Annotated in this window: 13 protein-coding genes and 3 pseudogenes; 4 read left to right on the forward strand and 12 right to left on the reverse strand. The window is 49.6% G+C overall.

The window, feature by feature from the left end; genetic code table 11:
* Positions 1-100: 100 nt before the first annotated feature.
* The 3 genes from BLQ55_RS13160 to BLQ55_RS13175 form a co-directional block, all read right to left on the reverse strand.
* On the reverse strand, positions 101-703 hold the full coding sequence (locus BLQ55_RS13160; RefSeq protein WP_176814211.1) for a class I SAM-dependent DNA methyltransferase: 603 nt from the start codon (positions 701-703) through the stop codon (positions 101-103).
* Positions 696-1,667 (reverse strand): hypothetical protein, encoded by a 972-nt coding sequence (locus tag BLQ55_RS31515; protein WP_143011727.1) that lies wholly within the window; start codon positions 1,665-1,667, stop codon positions 696-698. The genes BLQ55_RS13160 and BLQ55_RS31515 overlap by 8 nt, the downstream gene beginning before the upstream one ends.
* 1,527 nt (positions 1,668-3,194) lie before the next feature.
* The gene (locus BLQ55_RS13175) at positions 3,195-4,001 is read right to left on the reverse strand and encodes a CMP deaminase (protein ID WP_092254264.1); all 807 of its coding nucleotides are present in this window, start codon (positions 3,999-4,001) and stop codon (positions 3,195-3,197) included.
* 209 nt (positions 4,002-4,210) lie between these two features.
* Between BLQ55_RS13175 and BLQ55_RS13180 the strand changes: the two genes are divergently transcribed.
* A complete protein-coding gene (locus BLQ55_RS13180) occupies positions 4,211-4,582 on the forward strand; it encodes a hypothetical protein (protein WP_092254266.1) in 372 nt (123 codons plus the stop codon).
* Positions 4,583-4,723: 141 nt separating this feature from the next.
* On the opposite strand, the pseudogene BLQ55_RS13185 reads toward BLQ55_RS13180, so the two are convergent.
* The 7 genes and pseudogenes from BLQ55_RS13185 to BLQ55_RS32820 form a co-directional block, all read right to left on the reverse strand.
* Positions 4,724-5,050, reverse strand: a pseudogene (locus BLQ55_RS13185) (DNA polymerase V subunit UmuC); the annotation flags it as partial.
* Between the two features lie 107 nt (positions 5,051-5,157).
* Positions 5,158-6,354, reverse strand: a complete 1,197-nt coding sequence (locus BLQ55_RS13190) for a DGQHR domain-containing protein (RefSeq protein WP_092254268.1) — start codon at positions 6,352-6,354, stop codon at positions 5,158-5,160.
* Positions 6,351-6,890 carry a hypothetical protein gene (locus BLQ55_RS31520; RefSeq protein WP_143011728.1) on the reverse strand — a complete coding sequence of 180 codons (540 nt, stop codon included), beginning with the start codon at positions 6,888-6,890 and terminating at the stop codon, positions 6,351-6,353. The genes BLQ55_RS13190 and BLQ55_RS31520 overlap by 4 nt, the downstream gene beginning before the upstream one ends.
* Before the next feature lie 182 nt (positions 6,891-7,072).
* Complete coding sequence (locus BLQ55_RS13195; RefSeq protein WP_092254270.1) at positions 7,073-7,417, reverse strand: hypothetical protein; 345 nt, start codon at positions 7,415-7,417, stop codon at positions 7,073-7,075.
* 341 nt (positions 7,418-7,758) lie between these two features.
* Positions 7,759-8,202, reverse strand: a complete 444-nt coding sequence (locus BLQ55_RS13200) for a GIY-YIG nuclease family protein (RefSeq protein WP_092254272.1) — start codon at positions 8,200-8,202, stop codon at positions 7,759-7,761.
* A gap of 173 nt (positions 8,203-8,375) precedes the next feature.
* Entirely contained in the window at positions 8,376-8,789 is a 414-nt protein-coding gene (locus BLQ55_RS13205) for a hypothetical protein (RefSeq protein ID WP_092254274.1), read from the reverse strand.
* A 390-nt stretch (positions 8,790-9,179) separates the two neighbouring features.
* Positions 9,180-9,301: pseudogene (locus BLQ55_RS32820) on the reverse strand (transposase domain-containing protein); the annotation flags it as partial.
* A 138-nt stretch (positions 9,302-9,439) separates the two neighbouring features.
* On the opposite strand from BLQ55_RS32820, the pseudogene BLQ55_RS13210 reads away from it, so the two are divergent.
* Positions 9,440-9,663: pseudogene (locus tag BLQ55_RS13210) on the forward strand (transposase domain-containing protein); the annotation flags it as partial.
* Between the two features lie 17 nt (positions 9,664-9,680).
* Here BLQ55_RS13210 and BLQ55_RS13215 read toward each other — a convergent pair.
* Together BLQ55_RS13215 and glmS are read right to left on the reverse strand one after the other, a co-directional pair.
* On the reverse strand, positions 9,681-10,043 hold the full coding sequence (locus tag BLQ55_RS13215; RefSeq protein WP_092254276.1) for an avidin-fold protein: 363 nt from the start codon (positions 10,041-10,043) through the stop codon (positions 9,681-9,683).
* Between the two features lie 450 nt (positions 10,044-10,493).
* Positions 10,494-12,329, reverse strand: coding sequence for a glutamine--fructose-6-phosphate transaminase (isomerizing) (gene glmS, locus BLQ55_RS13220; RefSeq protein ID WP_092254278.1), 1,836 nt, complete (start codon positions 12,327-12,329; stop codon positions 10,494-10,496).
* 434 nt (positions 12,330-12,763) lie between these two features.
* Here glmS and BLQ55_RS13225 point away from each other — a divergent pair, with 434 nt between their 5' ends.
* Both BLQ55_RS13225 and fabD read left to right on the forward strand, forming a co-directional pair.
* Positions 12,764-13,924: an epoxide hydrolase family protein gene (locus BLQ55_RS13225; RefSeq protein WP_092254280.1), complete on the forward strand. Its 1,161-nt coding sequence runs from the start codon at positions 12,764-12,766 to the stop codon at positions 13,922-13,924.
* Between the two features lie 234 nt (positions 13,925-14,158).
* Positions 14,159-16,438 (forward strand): ACP S-malonyltransferase, encoded by a 2,280-nt coding sequence (gene fabD / locus BLQ55_RS13230; protein ID WP_143011729.1) that lies wholly within the window; start codon positions 14,159-14,161, stop codon positions 16,436-16,438.

Consider the following 16,438-nt stretch of genomic DNA (forward strand, 5'->3'; position numbering starts at 1 on the left):
AAGCCCATCTTCAGAGATGGGCTCAACCATTAAAAGATCTGAATGGCGTTAAGCCTTATTGAAAAACACCAAGACATCATTTAACAGCTTTATTCCAACACTATTTAAAACTCTGTTTTTTAACTAGGATGTTTAACCACTGAGTTTCGCTTCGCCCAGCCAAATCTTTCGAAACCCATTGTTTAACGATCTGCGCATTCGCGATTAACGAAAACAGATCGATAACTTCATCCATCTCATAAAAACTGAACAGCCTACCGTCAGCATTGCGTGCTTCACCAAAACCCTGCTTCAGTGAAAAATAAAAATGCCCACCAGGCTTGAGCGATCTCACGATTTTAGGCAAAGTAACAACAAATGCAGATTTATGCATATGCATAAGGGACGCACAAGCCCAGATGCCATCATACTTCTCTACAAATGCAATTTGTTCGGCGGCCAGATCAAATATCTTAGCCCCTGTCTTCGAACGTGCACAGTTAGCCATCGCAAGCGAAGGTTCCACACCCTCCACGATAAAGCCCGCCTCAAGAAAATGCTTTATATCTCGCCCAGTTCCACACCCCAAATCCAATACGGTGCCTCCAGAAGGCAGCATGCTTTCAAATGACGCCCACTGCTCGCCCATATCAATTGAGGAGCTAAATCTATCATATTCCCGACAAGTATCTTCATAGTACTTAAGCGTCGCAATATCAGGCACTAGTATTTCCAACTCCGCTCCCGGCAGATGCTTTCGCCTCTGACTCCCATTCCTGAATCTGTATATTGATCTCATCATAATCTGCTTTGACCAATTCTTGAATCTTTCTTGGGAAGACCGCTGTATGGATCCGAGTAGGACCACCGGGATTCCCCTGCTCTGCTTGCTTGTACGCGTCTGTAAGTGCTGTGAGGTGAGCAAGGTATTTCCCCAAGCAACCACTCAACTCAGAGTTTTTAGGATTTGCGAGTCCAGAGGATTTTTCAATGAGCGCTGCCATTCGATCCCCCACTGCAATGATTACAAAAACCTGGGGGAGCAGGTCCTTAACATGTTGCCCAAGATAGGGAAGTTCCTCAATAAGTCGCAACGGACGCTTACTAGCATGCTCATGAATAAATAGTGTCGACTTAACAACCCCCGAACTACTATCATCCTCAAACTTATAGCGAGATGGATCAAACTTAGACAATTGCTCATGCAACTGATTACTTAATTCTTTACTCTGAGCAAGTAGAACAAGCAGCGGCCCATAAAATTCATTATTCTGCTTATTGCGGTACTCAAATAATTTCTGTCTAGCATCGAAAGAAAATTTTTCTTTGCGCTCGCTTTCATTATGAGTCATCTGTCGAGCTTGTAGGAAATAGTTTACCAGCCCCGCAATCGCGACCCCCAGAACACCAAATAATGCTGGATAAAGCCGCTCCCAAAAAGACTGCTTCAATGCGGAAATTTGAGAGCTGATGCTCGTTAAAACTTCGTTAGCATTATCGACTTTTTGGCTGACTTCAGAAATTTTTTCATTTTGATCTAATACATAAGCCGGAAATACTACTCCCGACACAGGAAGCATTTGCTGAGAGCTCCCAGACGCTACAGCATCGTCAGCATCCACCGCTAGCACAGACACGGGCATTGCGCTGAAACAGATAAAAAACATAGCTGCTGGTATCGGCTTCATGGGAGCCTCCTATACGATTGGCGAAATAGTCTCGCACTTTAGGCTAAGCTGCAACAAATTACTCATTTTTGCACCGTGAGAACTGACAACGTCAGAACATTATTGGCGAGGCCCTTCCGCGGAAAACTCTCTTACTCAACAAGTTCACAATCTATACTTTTTCATCTTTTAGAACTTAACCTCAGCATCCTTTTTTAGGTAACCATATTTTATTTGCCGACACAGAGCCAGCAAAATACAAATCTTCGCACGAACCGTTTTAACCATTCCCCTATTTTGATACTGCTGAGCTCCAACCTTTTAATTACAATATCCGCGCATAAGTTCCACTCCCACCAACCTGAATAAAAGATGACCACCATTATCGCCACTTCTGTAATCAGACACTGATGCTTTATTATATAAAGCTTTCTCAATTCAAGACAGTGCTTGAACGTACACCTGAAAAATCCACTGAAAATTTCAGAACATGCTTATTATCCTTGAAGCGGTACCGATCCAGTTCTGAAGTCTTAACACCAAGTTTATAGACTACTATTTTAAAGACGCCTCATATATATTGACAGATTGAAGTTACGCTCACCCTCACCCGTTTCAATAACGCTCTAGTTACACAGGCGGAAATATCATCCTAAGCAAATGCAATAATTGCGTCTTTACTTACAAGCTTTGCCTTCTTGTTGAGGGTGGTAAAAAGCCTTCTCGACCTAACCTTTCCATCCGGGGGTATTCGAATGCGCAACTATAATTACGCTAATCAAACCATTCCCAACAAGCTCATTGCTATCCACCGCAGACTTTATTCCAGCCAAGCGATACTGCCCGTCAAGCACAAAAAAAATTCATCTCTAGTTATTGATAAAAAGCCTAAACAATGTTCAGCGCAATCTGGAAATCGTCAAGAGACGAGGCCTCTTCAGTACTTATAAAATAATCAGATATCTCTTTAGCTCGATCTTCATTCAATTCTCGTTGAATTTTATCTGATAGCGTAGCAAGCTGATGAAGCTCCTGAGCAAATTCAATAAGTTCAGCCGCATCCGAAAATCTAATCATGCAGCTATAAGTAACTCATGCCCCTAAGTATCCACGCAGACACGGCAAAACCAAGCGCCTACTCGTATAACTCATACTAGGCTAGCATCAACACCCTATGCTCCTGGAAAATTCGTTGATCGGTACGACTGCATCGTTACCTCGATTCAGATCAACAAGGTAATCATCGGTCTCAAACACCTCGCCACTCAGCATCCGAGCAGAGCCTCAAGCGTACGCCATTGAGCATCAGTCGGTCGCCCAGACGGGGCCACCCAGTTCGTTGGGGCTTGGTGAAGAGATCGTGACCATCTTCCAGGCCTCATCCGAGAGTGCGTAACGCTTCGCTATCATAGAACTCTTTTCCATGGATAGCTGGGGAATCTACAGAATCTAAAATTCCGAGGGGGCGGCAATTGGGGGGGCGGGGTTTCGTACAGAGCTTAGACCGCATTGAGCGCTAGCTCCAAATACTCCTTAGTGCGTAAGAAATCAGGGTCGGTTCCTCACCTGCCATTGAAAGGTGATGTCGAACTCTGTTATTTCTACGAGCCTGATTAAAGTAATGAAGCTAGCCTTCGGAGGGTACAAAACGGCAATGTCGCCCGATCTCATTCGTGCGTAGTGAGCTGACTCCCTGAAAACAAGAGGGTCTGATATATCTTCAAATTTTTCAGCGCCAATTGCGCATGCAATTGATTCATTATCTGCAATCAGATCAACAACGCTATGTGCATATTGAAGCGTATCCCAGCGAAAAGACATAGCGTCTGGACTTTTTTGAGATGCGTAAATCGTGAATTTTTTTCCGTTACCAACCACCGCAACACGCCTTTTTCCTGAAGGGCCATACCCTATGCTGCAGTCAAATTTAAAGGTACTTGATTCAATTTTATTTCTAAGTGCAGGGGTGAAGAAGGCCACCTTCACTCCAGACTTTAAAAGCCGATCATAGCCTTGGCAGTATATTTTTCCATTTGGGTCAAGAACACCTATCACTACCTGCTCTACGTTTAGATCCATAAGTAAGCTAGCGCAAGGCTTATGAGGTTGGCACTCATGGATTTCGACGCAAGGTTCAAGTGTTGTGTAAATGGTCGTACCTGTAAGATCAGGGTTGGGAAGTTTTTCTATTGCAATTCGTTCCGCATGCTTTCCACTAACCTCCCCCCTAAAACCTGTAGATATTATCTCTCCGTTCTTCACAATTACCGCTCCTACCTTTGGGTAGGATGTGCACTTGTTTTGTTGGTCTATAGCAGCGTTCATCGCCTGTTCGCTAAAAGCTGACTCGTTCATGCGGAGGGCTCTTTCTCGGTTGCAGCAAGAATTTTGCTTGCCATCATAAGGGTGGCTTAACGCTAGCATTACTGGTCGGATTCGTCTAGACCTGCAAGGTCAATGTGTTTAAATGTATGCATTCGCGGGCTTTTATTGATGATTAATTTATGCCTTTTTTTGTAGAGCTACCAAGGTGGACTTTTTAGTTAAATTTATCGAGGTGAGCAATGGATTCCAGTAGTGATCGCGCCGCACAAGCAGCCGTAAATCAAGTCGTGACCACAATGCAAAATGATGTGCGCTCCCTGATGAAAGCTCGTGACGAAATGGGGCTATTTTCAAAAAAACACCATAAAGTTGAGGTGTATTCTGAGAGGGGAGCAGTTTATGTTGAATTTGACGATATGCTTGAGGAGCATCCAAAACTCGTTCTTGCGCGTATTGGCCTTGAGTTAGAGTTGAAGTTATTTGTTGGAGACTTTAAAAACATCCCGACCCTCCGCCTTGTGGGTGACTATGGGCTTTATTCGGAACAAGCCATAAAAAGAGCGGTAGAGTATTATGTTTTAAATGTTTGCAAAATCATTGAGATGCCCTAGTTATGCAGGTCTGGACCTAAATAGCATTTACCACTTTGGAAGTTATTATTGGCGCGTGGGAGTTGGCATCTAAGCTCATATTGAAGAGAGATGAGTTCACGCTGGCCGCGGTGCAGAACCTACGCTAGCTGGCCAAATTTACATGCCGGTACGGATGCTGATCCGAACCTTCTTGCAAAGCGACTTCTGCACCCTGAGCTTTTCCGAAGCTCGCATCATGTAAGTGGCTACCGCCTCCTTGATGGGGGCTAACTGGGTGAGCCGTTTGCCGAACATCCGACTACAGCAGATTTCCTGCTTGGGTGGATCCGGCTCATCCAGCTCCAGACACGATATTCCCGCCAGCTCACGAGCCGTCTTCTCGATCATCACATCGAATTTATTGCGAAGCGTCCATGGATCAGCCTTGGCCAAATCCATTGCCTTCTTGCTACCCACCCCCTCTAGGTGCAGCTTCATCTTGCGCCCCCCCACACCCACACTTCAGAACCGCTGAGCAGGACGTGGGTCATATGCCCCACCTATTTATTAATAATCGATACCCCTTTGAATTAGTACAATACATATCCGAAGAGCTATTTTTTTATCGCAAAAGTTGCCAATGACATTATTATAGACTTTCGAACCTCGGCCTTGATCACCATAATAGTTTTCTGCGTTGCATCCCAGACCTTATCTCTTAAAAAGTCAGATTCCAGCCATAGGTCAACATCCTGCGTTTTTTCTATAAACCTAAAACAAGCACTTTCGAAGTCCATGAACTTGTTTAATTTAGCAAATTTACACATTGCTTGAAGATAAATCTTAAGACCAGCTGGTCTATACAAAAAATGGCCGCCGTTTTCCCTATTGCGATACAATGCTATAACCTGCTCACGTGAGGCATGGCTCTCAGCATTATCAAATTCTGCCAAGCAGGGGATGGTTGAAAACATATAAGAGAAAATACTTTCAACCAGATTGAAAAATTTGCCTTTTTCCTCCTCCCCCCCTCTATAATTATCAATTTCTCTCGGGGACAGGCCACAACCCTCCTTTATAACAACCTTAATTAAATCGTATAAATTTCCGATTGTCGTAAGGTTCTTAGTATCTGCATATCCTACATTATTTGTAGCTTGGTACTTTAATCTGTCACCCCCAAAAAAACTAGACTCCTCGACCAAATATCGGGTGACGCAGGCGCATAAATCATCTTCATCCAGCGAAATTATAGCATCCTTATTTACAGGTTTAGCTCTCTTGTTTAGCGTAGTAAACAAGCGTCTAGTTCTTTTCAATCCTGCAGCATCGTTAAAGTGAGCTAGAAAAATCACGGATATCTGTTGCCTGCCAATGTCCTCGTCCTTCTCGAGCGCATACTGAATGCCCGCCAGCCGATGCTGCCCGTCTAGTGCAAATATTTTCTCTTCACGGCTTAAACTCAAATACCCCATACTTTCCAAGGTATAGTCAGGCGTTTCAAAATCTTCGATCCCAAGAGTATTATTACCGATTTTATCAAATTGATGCCAACGAGGTTCGCCTTCGTAAACAGCAACAACTAGAGAGTTAAAAAAAGCCTCTTCATCATTTAGAAGATAATCACCTATCTCTTTCTTCCGCTCTCTCTTCAACTGACGCTGAATCAATTGTGATAGGTTTTTATTCTTATGAAGATCATCAGCGAACGAGATCAAATCTTTAATATCTGAAAGCCGCATTAGACACGTATAGGTAACCCAAGTACCGATAGCACCTCGAAGACATGGTAACAGCAGCCTTTGAGTCATAGTATGTTTGCTCCCTTTAACAAACTAGCTAACTCCGGTGAAAAATCACCTCGATTATATGGCGGCACTAGTATATCAAGTAATGTTCGTTCAATTTCTGCCGTCCCCATAGAGTCATCAATTACTGCATAATGGTATACAAGATGTCCCTGCCATTGCTGAAGCATCTCGTGGATACGCGGCCTATCGTTCTTTCGCTCCGTAACCATATAGTCGTAGTAGCGCCGCCAAAGTGTATTATCAGAAGTGACGTCGCCCGCCTTGCCGACATACAATATATGGCTATTAGTCGGCAACTTACTATCGTTAAGAGCAACTGCAAATGCGTATACGCCTCGAAATTTAGGAATACTGGCACGAGACGCCGCACAAAAGGGTACCGACTTCCAATTTAAATCTGGCAGAGTTTTTTTTCGCTCCAGAAAAGGAGGGTACATAATGTGTTGACAGAGATATTTTGAAAGTGCTGCTTGCAGCCTCTGCTCAGGCGTCATTGCTGTCAAGCTTGCATTAGCCAAATCTAATAATGTCCCCATTCCACGCTTCCCTACTCGCTACCTAACGCTTATCTTCATGGACACTTACTTACTATTTACAAGCTCTTAAACCTTGTAAAGCTCATTCATAAGATAAAATTCGTCACTTTCGCCATCTTCACCACAGAACAGCAAATTAATAATTTGCCCGAAATCAAAATAATTATGAACTCGTGCGCCAACTAATAAAACTCATAAGCAGCTATGTCCAATTTTTTGGAAAGAGTAAAGAGCACAAGTTCGGCAATTTTTAAGAGTCGCTGAGCGCGCGAAACAGCAACAGTCTCGACTCCCCAAGACTGAATAGCACCGCCATTGAACGCGTATAACTTTATGTCCAGCTTTTTCCTGTTCACATAATCGCGTATTGGGACAGAAATTTGATTGCGAAGCGCTACACGCTCACTCAGTCGCCCCCTAAGTAGGTGGTAAATAGCTAAGGCGAAGAGCCCAAATTTAGGGATCAGGCTTAAGGAGATTTCCCCCGTATAGCGCGAATCAAAAAGAACCAGATCATGTGAATACACCGTTGAACATCCATGTTTCAAATTTCCCTACACAGTATCCATATTGCCACTTCCGGTAAAGCCCCCCCTACAAGCTAGCTGCTGCTCACTTCCCTACGTACGACGTGATTGGGAGAACGCAATATTTGCCCGTTCACTCCATCGTCGTAACGCTCGTACGAAGCTAGCTCATGCATAGCCTGGATGGGGAGGCTTCCCCGTTACGTGGACAGCCAAAACGGCGTTCTGCGCGCTGCATCCGGGCGAAAGCCGTAACTGTGCTCACTGAAAATCGCAGTTAGAGAATTTCTAACCGACAGAATCAAGGCAGGCTGCGCAAGACAGTCCATGGGGTGCATGCCTTAGCCTCGGTCGAGCGGGATAGCCTTAACCCTTCCTCCAAATCGATAGTCTCCGCTCTTTTCTTTAAGTCTCTCCATATCCCTCGCCTCCTCCCGGGTCTTGGTCAGCGTGATGAGAAGGTGACACCGCTCCTCCAGATAGCGTTGCCGTCCGATTTCGGTCTGCAAGTCATAGCCCAAAACTGGTGGTGAAAAGTAAAGGTGCTTGGCGAGGATCGATTGCTTGCTGATGACGTCAGCCGGGTTGTGCCAGTCGCCTCCCTCCCTGAGTTTCAGGCGAGACTGTTTTGACTGTCGATGCTGTGTCAGCCTCTTACGAAGATTACCGCTGATGCCAACCTTCAGGAGTTCGCCCTCGTCAGTGATGATCTGATAAAGGCCTGGGGTCGTAGGCACAACTGTTTCGACATCAGAGAAGCGAATTCCGGAAGCTTGGTGAGTCATGATTTAGATTCTTGAGCAATGGTAGCGATAGAGCACCGCTCCACAGGGCTGAATGGATGGTCATGTTGCATGTGTTAGAGAAGCGCACCACCAGGTGCGCTTTCATGCAAGCCCCCGTTGCATCCGAGCCCCTTCGCGAGGAGCGCAGAACACTTCGTCATAGCAGTCGACGTTTAGCAGAATTGATCGCCTTTGATCCAAGAACGAAGCTTGTCTAACGTAGGCGCCTTGACTCCAATCGTGCTCCAGCCCTTGAGGGTGTATAGCTTTATTTCAGCGATACCCTCAGGGGTGGGCTCGATAGTGATCATCGCCAAGCTGAGCCTTACGCCTTTGGCCACCATACGCTGGGTGATCTGTCCGCTACCGAGTTCTGAATCGAACTCGCCTTCCGTTGTAACCGGGGTCCCCAGGGGCGAGTGTTCCAAACAGATTCTGCTTGCTTGACGGATGTTACGGTAAGCGGATTGAGCAGTAACGTCCGCCTGGATCGAGCCATCGTAACCATCTGGATCAGACATCAGATTTGCGGGGGTATTTGTGCATCCTGCCAGCAATAAAAAGCCGATAGCCCATATAAAATTCAAAACCCTGCTCCTTTTGTCGACAGAATGAACATGCAAGCAAGGTGTTTTAGGTCATTCTGAACTGGCCTAATGATTTTGGACACTTCAATCGCACGGTGGTGAGACGTGATGCTGATCTACCCGTATGTTTTTTGCCGTTTGTTATAACGCTCTAACGATCAAGCATCTAGTACAGGTATCCAAACGCTGAAGCATTTTCCAGGCACAAAAAAAAAGCCACTCATCTGAGTGGCTTTTTTCTGAATCTTGGAGCGGGAAACGAGACTCGCATCTAGCGTCCGACCTATTGAAATCTAAAGGGTTTATTTTCTTGCCGAAGCAGGAAAAGACTCAATTCTGGACTTGTTTTCGGGGTGTTTCAAGAGCGAAAAAGGGTAATTCTATGCAAGGCTATTGGATTCTATCCATCGCCATGTGCGTCAGCAATTGCGCAATATCACTCGCCCTTGAGTTGGCAGGCGCGTGAGAACGTCCCTCAGACAACCATACGGATCATGACCATTGAGCAGTGCCTACTTGTTCAAGGGGTGGGATTAGCGGACGCTTACAGAAATGCAAGCGGGTCTGCTCAACCGAGAAAAGAAAATGCCAGCTCTTAGCGCCTTGCGAGCTGAGTAATAGGTGCAGGCCATCCAAGCCCTTAAAGATAGGTCGAAAACCACATTCGGCTTTGGATATTTGGTCGTTCGAACTGATTGTTTGCCGAGTCGCTACGCAGCGGCAAACGTGCGCCGTCAATCATGAGCTTGATCCAGTCAGCATGGCTCAACGGGCATGATCCGTACGCCCATTTAATTACGTCCTTACACGCCTGCCGACTCACGGATCGAGTTATCTTAACCACTTGCTACCGCACAGACAGACATTAGAGTAATCAAGAAATCCTTGCCGCTATTCGACAAGTTCCACATGATTCGACTCCCCTCCAGTCGCGCCAGATAACCAACCCCATATGAAGGTCAGAGTGGTACGTCCTGCAAGGTCAACGCCTACCATGCCACGAGACCAACCGGCAAGAATCTCGCCATCCCTAGTTAAGCACTGATAAAGAAGTTCAATGGTATCGGGACCTGTCACGCGTCCGACTAGGTTACCCATACGGATGAGGCCGCCTTGGTAAGTACCTGAAATGGCATTTCCCTCAACATGGTAATGAAATATCGTGCCTGCATCGGATAGCCCGTGGATGTTGTCCGCTATCATAAATCGGCGATTATTCAAACGCTCGCTGATTTGAGAAAAGGGGATTTCCATAAAGTCGCGTCCCTCAGTCGAGATGTTCTACTCCAGCCTTCGATTATCCTAAGCCATTTTGTCGTGACGGATGAAGACACAGCAAGTGGGGTTCACCGCCTGCATCCCTGCTCCGCCAGGGCTACGCTTGAACCCAATATCAGGGCAAACGAAAGCCCCCGATGTACTTGCACCAGCTCTCCCGCCTCGAATGTGTAAAGGGTTGTAGCGGAGTGCCTGGGCAAGGTTCCCAGGCCTATCGTCTGAGTCGTTTCGGTAGCCCCCGCGAACAGGCATGCAACGCTGAGTGGGCATGAACTTCTCGGATTCCTCTGCCACTTCAAGGAAGACATACGCCTAGCCTTGTAAGGCTGACGCAGCCAACGTACGTACAGAATTATCGTGCAGATACCTAAATTTGTGTATCTGCACCATATTATCGTCGTACAGCCAACTCCCACGATGGATAACTTATTCCACAGTCACCGATTTGGCCAAGTTACGCGGCTGATCGACATCGTTACCTTTAAGCACGGCAACGTAATAAGACAGCAACTGCAGCGGTATGGTGTAAAGGATCGGCGTCAGAGCATCGACGATGTGTGGCATCAAAATTACGTGGGTGCCCTCGTCGCTGCTCATACCGGCCTGTTCGTCAGCGAATACAATCAGTTCACCGCCACGTGCGCGGACGACCTGCAGGTTAGATCTTAGTTTTTCCAGCAGTTCGTTGTTGGGTGCAACGGTGACCACCGGCATTTCGCTGTCTACCAGCGCCAATGGTCCGTGCTTCAACTCACCTGCCGGGTAGGCTTCTGCGTGGATGTAGGAAATCTCCTTTAGTTTCAGAGCACCTTCCATCGCTACCGGGAACTGCGCCCCACGCCCCAAGAACAGCGAGTGCTGTTTTTCAGCGAACAGCTCGGCAACTTTCTCTACTGTGCTGTCCATTGCCAGCGCTTCGCCCAGACGGGTAGGTAGACGACGCAGCTCTTCCACCAATTCGGCTTCAACACCGGCGGCCAGAGTACCTTTGACCTGACCCAAGGACAGTGTCAGCAGCAACAGGGCAACCAGTTGCGTGGTGAAGGCCTTAGTCGACGCCACGCCAATTTCCGGACCTGCCTGGGTTAGCAGGGTCAGGTCGGACTCACGCACCAACGAGCTGATGCTGACGTTGCAAATGGCCAGGCTGGTGAGAAATCCGAGTTCTTTGGCATTACGCAGGGCGGCCAGGGTGTCGGCCGTTTCGCCAGACTGGGATATCGACACGAACAGTGTGTCAGGCTGAACCGCAACTTTGCGGTAGCGGAATTCGCTGGCGACTTCGACCTGGCATGGAATGCCCGCCAAGGTTTCAAGCCAGTAACGGGCAACCATGCCGGCGTGATAACTGGTGCCGCAGGCGACGATTTGTACGTTGCGTACCTTGGCGAATAACTCGGCAGCTTGTGGCCCAAACGCCTGCACTAGCACCTGCTGTTGGCCGAGGCGGCCTTCCAGCGTACGCTGTACGACTTTCGGTTGCTCGTGAATTTCCTTGAGCATGTAGTGGCGGTACTCACCCTTGTCCGTTGCTTGCACATCCTCACGATGCTGCACGACCTCACGCTCGACCGGCAAACCATCGCAATTCCAGATCTGCACGCTGTCACGACGGATCTCGGCGATATCGCCCTCTTCCAGGTACATGAAACGGTCTGTGACCTGACGCAATGCCAACTGGTCGGATGCCAAAAAGTTCTCTCCCAGACCCAACCCGATCACCAATGGGCTACCACTGCGAGCAGCCACCAAACGATCCGGTTGCCTAGCACTGATTACCGACAAACCGTAAGCGCCATGCAGCTCCTTCACCGTAGCCTTGAGTGCGGCGGTCAGGTCCTGAATGTCCTTTAGTTTGTGGTGCAGCAGGTGAACGATCACTTCGGTGTCCGACTCCGAAGCGAACACATAACCAAGACCTTCAAGATATTTACGCACTACTTCGTGGTTTTCGATGATGCCGTTGTGCACCACTGCCAGTTCGTCATTGGAAAAATGTGGATGGGCGTTACGCTCCAGCGGTGCACCGTGGGTGGCCCAACGAGTGTGGGCAATGCCTAGACGACCTGCCAGCGGCTCAGCGACCAGAGCCTGGTCCAATTCATTGACCTTACCTACACGGCGACGACGCTCTAACATCCCGGTGTTGCTGATCAGTGCAACACCGGCACTGTCGTAGCCACGATATTCGAGTCGTTTGAGGCCTTCCAACAGGATGGCAGTGACGTTACGTTCAGCAACGGCGCCAACAATTCCACACATAGTTTTCTCCTGGTTAACTGCGGCGCAAACAAGCGTAACGCCACGGGCGTGAATCCGTTCGCGTGCCCCTTGAGGCAGAGGATCATTGGTGTTTCAGGTATGGACGCTGCTCCACTCCTGCGCCAGATCAAGGATCTTGCGCCTGACTTTATCGGCCTCCATCCACCCACTATCACTCTCGGACAACTTCAGCCATGACACGGCTGAACCCCGGCGAGCCCAAGGCACGGGCAACCTTTCGATATGACATCATAAATTTCGATTCGAAAGAAAGCGAAAGCAATAAAAACGTATTGAACGATGTTCGTCAAGGTAATAAGTGCCCCAGTGCCGTAAACACCGGCGACCATGTGTGAGCCTCTGATCGTAGATGACTGTGGAAAACCATGGCATAGTTCCGCCCTGGAACCCGCCCTGGAAGGACCCCGCCGGCTATGACCATCACTCCTTTTACAATCTCCATCAGCGACGCCGCACTCAGCGATTTACAACAACGCCTGAGCACCACCCGCTGGCTCGACACAATACCCGACAGCGGTTGGAACGAAGGCTGTGACGCCGACTTTCTCAAACGCATCGTGACCTATTGGCGCGATAGTTTTGATTGGCGTGCACAGGAGAAACGTTTAAACGCGTTAGGTCAGTTCATGACCGAGGTGGAGGGACAGTCGCTGCATTTCATTCATCGCCGTGGCACTGGCCCGGCTCCCATGCCATTGATCCTGACCCACGGCTGGCCGGGTTCTTTCGTGGAGATGGCGGCGATCATTCCGCTGCTGGCCGATCCAGGTAGTCATGGTGGTGATCCACAGGATGCGTTCGATGTAGTTGTGCCATCGTTGCCAGGCTACGGCTTTTCGCCCGCGCCGACTTCACCCGGCACCGCTTCACCTCGAGTGGCGCAGCTATGGGCCGGACTGATGACCCAGTTAGGGTATGAACACTTCGGTGCGCAGGGCGGTGATTGGGGCGCTGGCGTTTCGACCTGGCTGGCGTGGCAATTTCCGCAGCGAGTGACGGGCGTACACCTGAATTTCATCCCAGGCTCATACCGCCCTCCCCTGACCGACGCCGAACCAGCGCTCACCGCGCAGGAGCAGACATTCCTACAAACAAGCTCGGCCTGGCTTGATGCCGAAGGCGCTTATGGCCGGATCCAGGGGACCAAACCACAAAGCCTGGCGTTTGGTCTGAATGATTCACCTGTAGGCCTGGCTGCATGGATTCTGGAGAAGTTTCATGGCTGGAGTGACTTTCAAGGTGACATCGAAAAGGGTTTTGGCCTGGATGAGTTGCTGACCAACCTATCGGTGTATTGGTTCACTGGCACCATCGGCTCATCGTTTCGCTTGTACCTTGAGGGCCGCGCTCGACCGCTGCATCTTGCAAGCGGCCAACGAGTGTTGCCGCCTTTGGGAGTTGCACAATTTCCTGTTGAACTGCCGATGCCGCCACGTTCGTGGGTCGAGCGCTGTTTCGACGTGCGACGCTGGACGATGATGCCCCGCGGCGGGCATTTCGCGGCTATGGAACAACCGCAGGCACTTGCGGAAGAAGTTCGAGCGTTTTTCCGGCCACTTCGTCAGGCTCGATAAAACGGATCAGGCTTCGTCACCGACGCCAACTTGCAATCAACATCCATTCCGTGCTGTTTGCCATCGACTCCCGCCAACTTACAACCGTGTTTGTTGGACCGGGAGGACGATTATCAACGAGAAAAATTATATCCTTATAACCAAAAGTTAGGATTAGTAGATCTAACTAGACACGTATAGCAGAAGTGTGCGAGATTCGGACAATATGATCATGAGCAATGGAGCGCTCTATCCGTGAAACCTTATGTAGCGTTGTTTCCAGGTCAAGGTTCGCAATATCTCGAGATGGGAAAGGAACTATTCCCTCGCTTCCCCCAACAAGTACAACTTGCCGAAGAAATTCTTGGATGGTCAGTACAGGCACTCTGTACGTCGGGCCCCGTTGAACAACTCAACAACACGCTTTACACCCAACCTGCACTGTTTCTGGTTAACGCCCTGCACTACCAGGCTCACTATGAAGACAGCGCTCGCCTGCCGACCGTTACCGCCGGACTTAGCCTGGGCGAGTACAGCGCGCTATATGCTGCAGGCGTCTTCAGCTTTGAAGAGGGCCTGAGTATTGTCAAGCGCCGCGCCGAACTGATGGCGGCCCAACGCGGCGGATGCATGATTGCAGTCGTCGGACGCCCACGCGATGAGTTGGCGCAGTTCCTCGCTGCACATGCACTTGACGGGTTCGACATCGCAAACGAAAACAGCGCAACACAGTTTGTCATTGCGGGCCCGGCAACCGAGATATCGAGAGCCTGCGAGTTGATCGAAAAAGAACTGGGCGCCAGTGCTTTTGTTCTGCCAGTGAGCGGAGCCTTTCACTCCCGCTACATGGCAGCGGCGAAACAATCGTTCAACGAGTATCTGGGGGCGTTGCACTTCAATGCTGCAAAGTTTCCGGTCATTTCCAACGTCACCGCCCAGCCCTACACTGTGACTCAGACTCAACAGTTATTAGCCGATCAACTCACCATGCCGGTCAAGTGGTTCGACAGCGTTGTCAATGTCGCCAAGGACTTTCAGGACATTGAATGGGTTGAGCTGGGCCCAGGCAAAACGCTCACCAACCTAACGCAGAACATTTTGAGAAAACTACCGCGAGAGGGTCAGCCCACCGCCCTTCCCCGGACCGCAACGACCCACATCAGCCCTCCTGCCCCACCTCCATTAGCTGCACTCCCGAAAACCCAGACGCTCAAAAATACACTTGGTCCAAGCACCTTTAGAGAACGCTATAGGGTCGATTTGTCTTGCCTGGCAGGTGGAATGGCGCGCGGAATCGCCTCCACGCGCATGGTCACCAGACTTGCGCAAAACAACCTTCTTGGCTTCTTCGGCTCCGGTGGGCTGCCACTCAACGAAACCGAAAGGGCACTGGCGACACTTGCCGATTCGTGCGCTGGTAAATGCTGGGGACTCAACCTGGTCGCCAGCCACGCTGATGACGCGCTTATCAATCTGGCTATCAAGTACAACGTCCCGGTGGTCGAGGCCGCCGCATTTGTCGATGTCACACAGGCACTGGTCAGGTATCGCCTCGCCACCCTTCCGAAAACGCCGGGGGACAACGATCACGCTCGAACGGGCGGCCAGGCAAGGTTGATCGTCAAACTGTCGGACCCGGCGGTGGCTGCCCGGTTTCTCTCTCCGGCCCCAGAACATATGGTCAAGGCATTGCTTGCCAGCGGCGCCATCACAGCACATCAAGCCAGCCTTGCCCCGTATCGAGCGGTTGCCGACGATATCTGCATTGAAGGTGTCTCCGGCGGACATACCGGAAAAGCCACCTGGCTTGACCTTCTCCCCACGATCCGCCGGCAACGTGATGATGCAATCAAACAACATGGATTTGTCGACACCATCCACATTGGTGCGGCGGGTGGCATGGGCTCGCCCGAAAGTGTCGCCGCCGCCTTCATGTCGGGCGCGCAGTTTGTCGTGACGGGATCCATCAACCAATGTACTCCAGAGGCTGCCACCAGTGATATGGTGAAAGATATGCTGTCCCGCGCCAGTACCAATGACACGGATTTCGCACCGTCGTCGGACATGTTCGAGATCGGTTCGAAAGTTCAGGTACTGAAAAAAGGCCTGCTCTACCCTGCCCGTTCGAAAAAACTGTATGAGCTGTACAACAGTTTTTCCAGCTGGCTGGATATTCCCGTCGAGATCCGTCAATCCATTGAGGAGAAGTACTTTCGCAAGTCATTTGCCATGGTCTTGCAAGAGCTGGAGGCTGCACGTCCGACTACCTGCGATCTATCGGCCAGCGACCGGTCGAAATACCAGATGGCGCAGGTGTTCAAATGGTACTGCTCGCAGGCCAGTCGTTATGCGCAGGCCGGCGATGAAACTCGCAAAGTCGATTTTCAGATATGGGCGGGGCCGAGCATCGGTGCGGCGAATCACTGGTTGGGTGCTACACAACTGAGCGACTGGAGAAAGCGCCATGTCGACCAGTTGACTCAAGCCCTGATGAGCGATGCGGCGCGCCAGATCAGCGCGTTCCAAGGGGTTTAG

Origin of the sequence: Pseudomonas sp. NFACC13-1 (assembly GCF_900104425.1) — a bacterium.
GTDB lineage: Bacteria > Pseudomonadota > Gammaproteobacteria > Pseudomonadales > Pseudomonadaceae > Aquipseudomonas > Aquipseudomonas fluorescens_AA.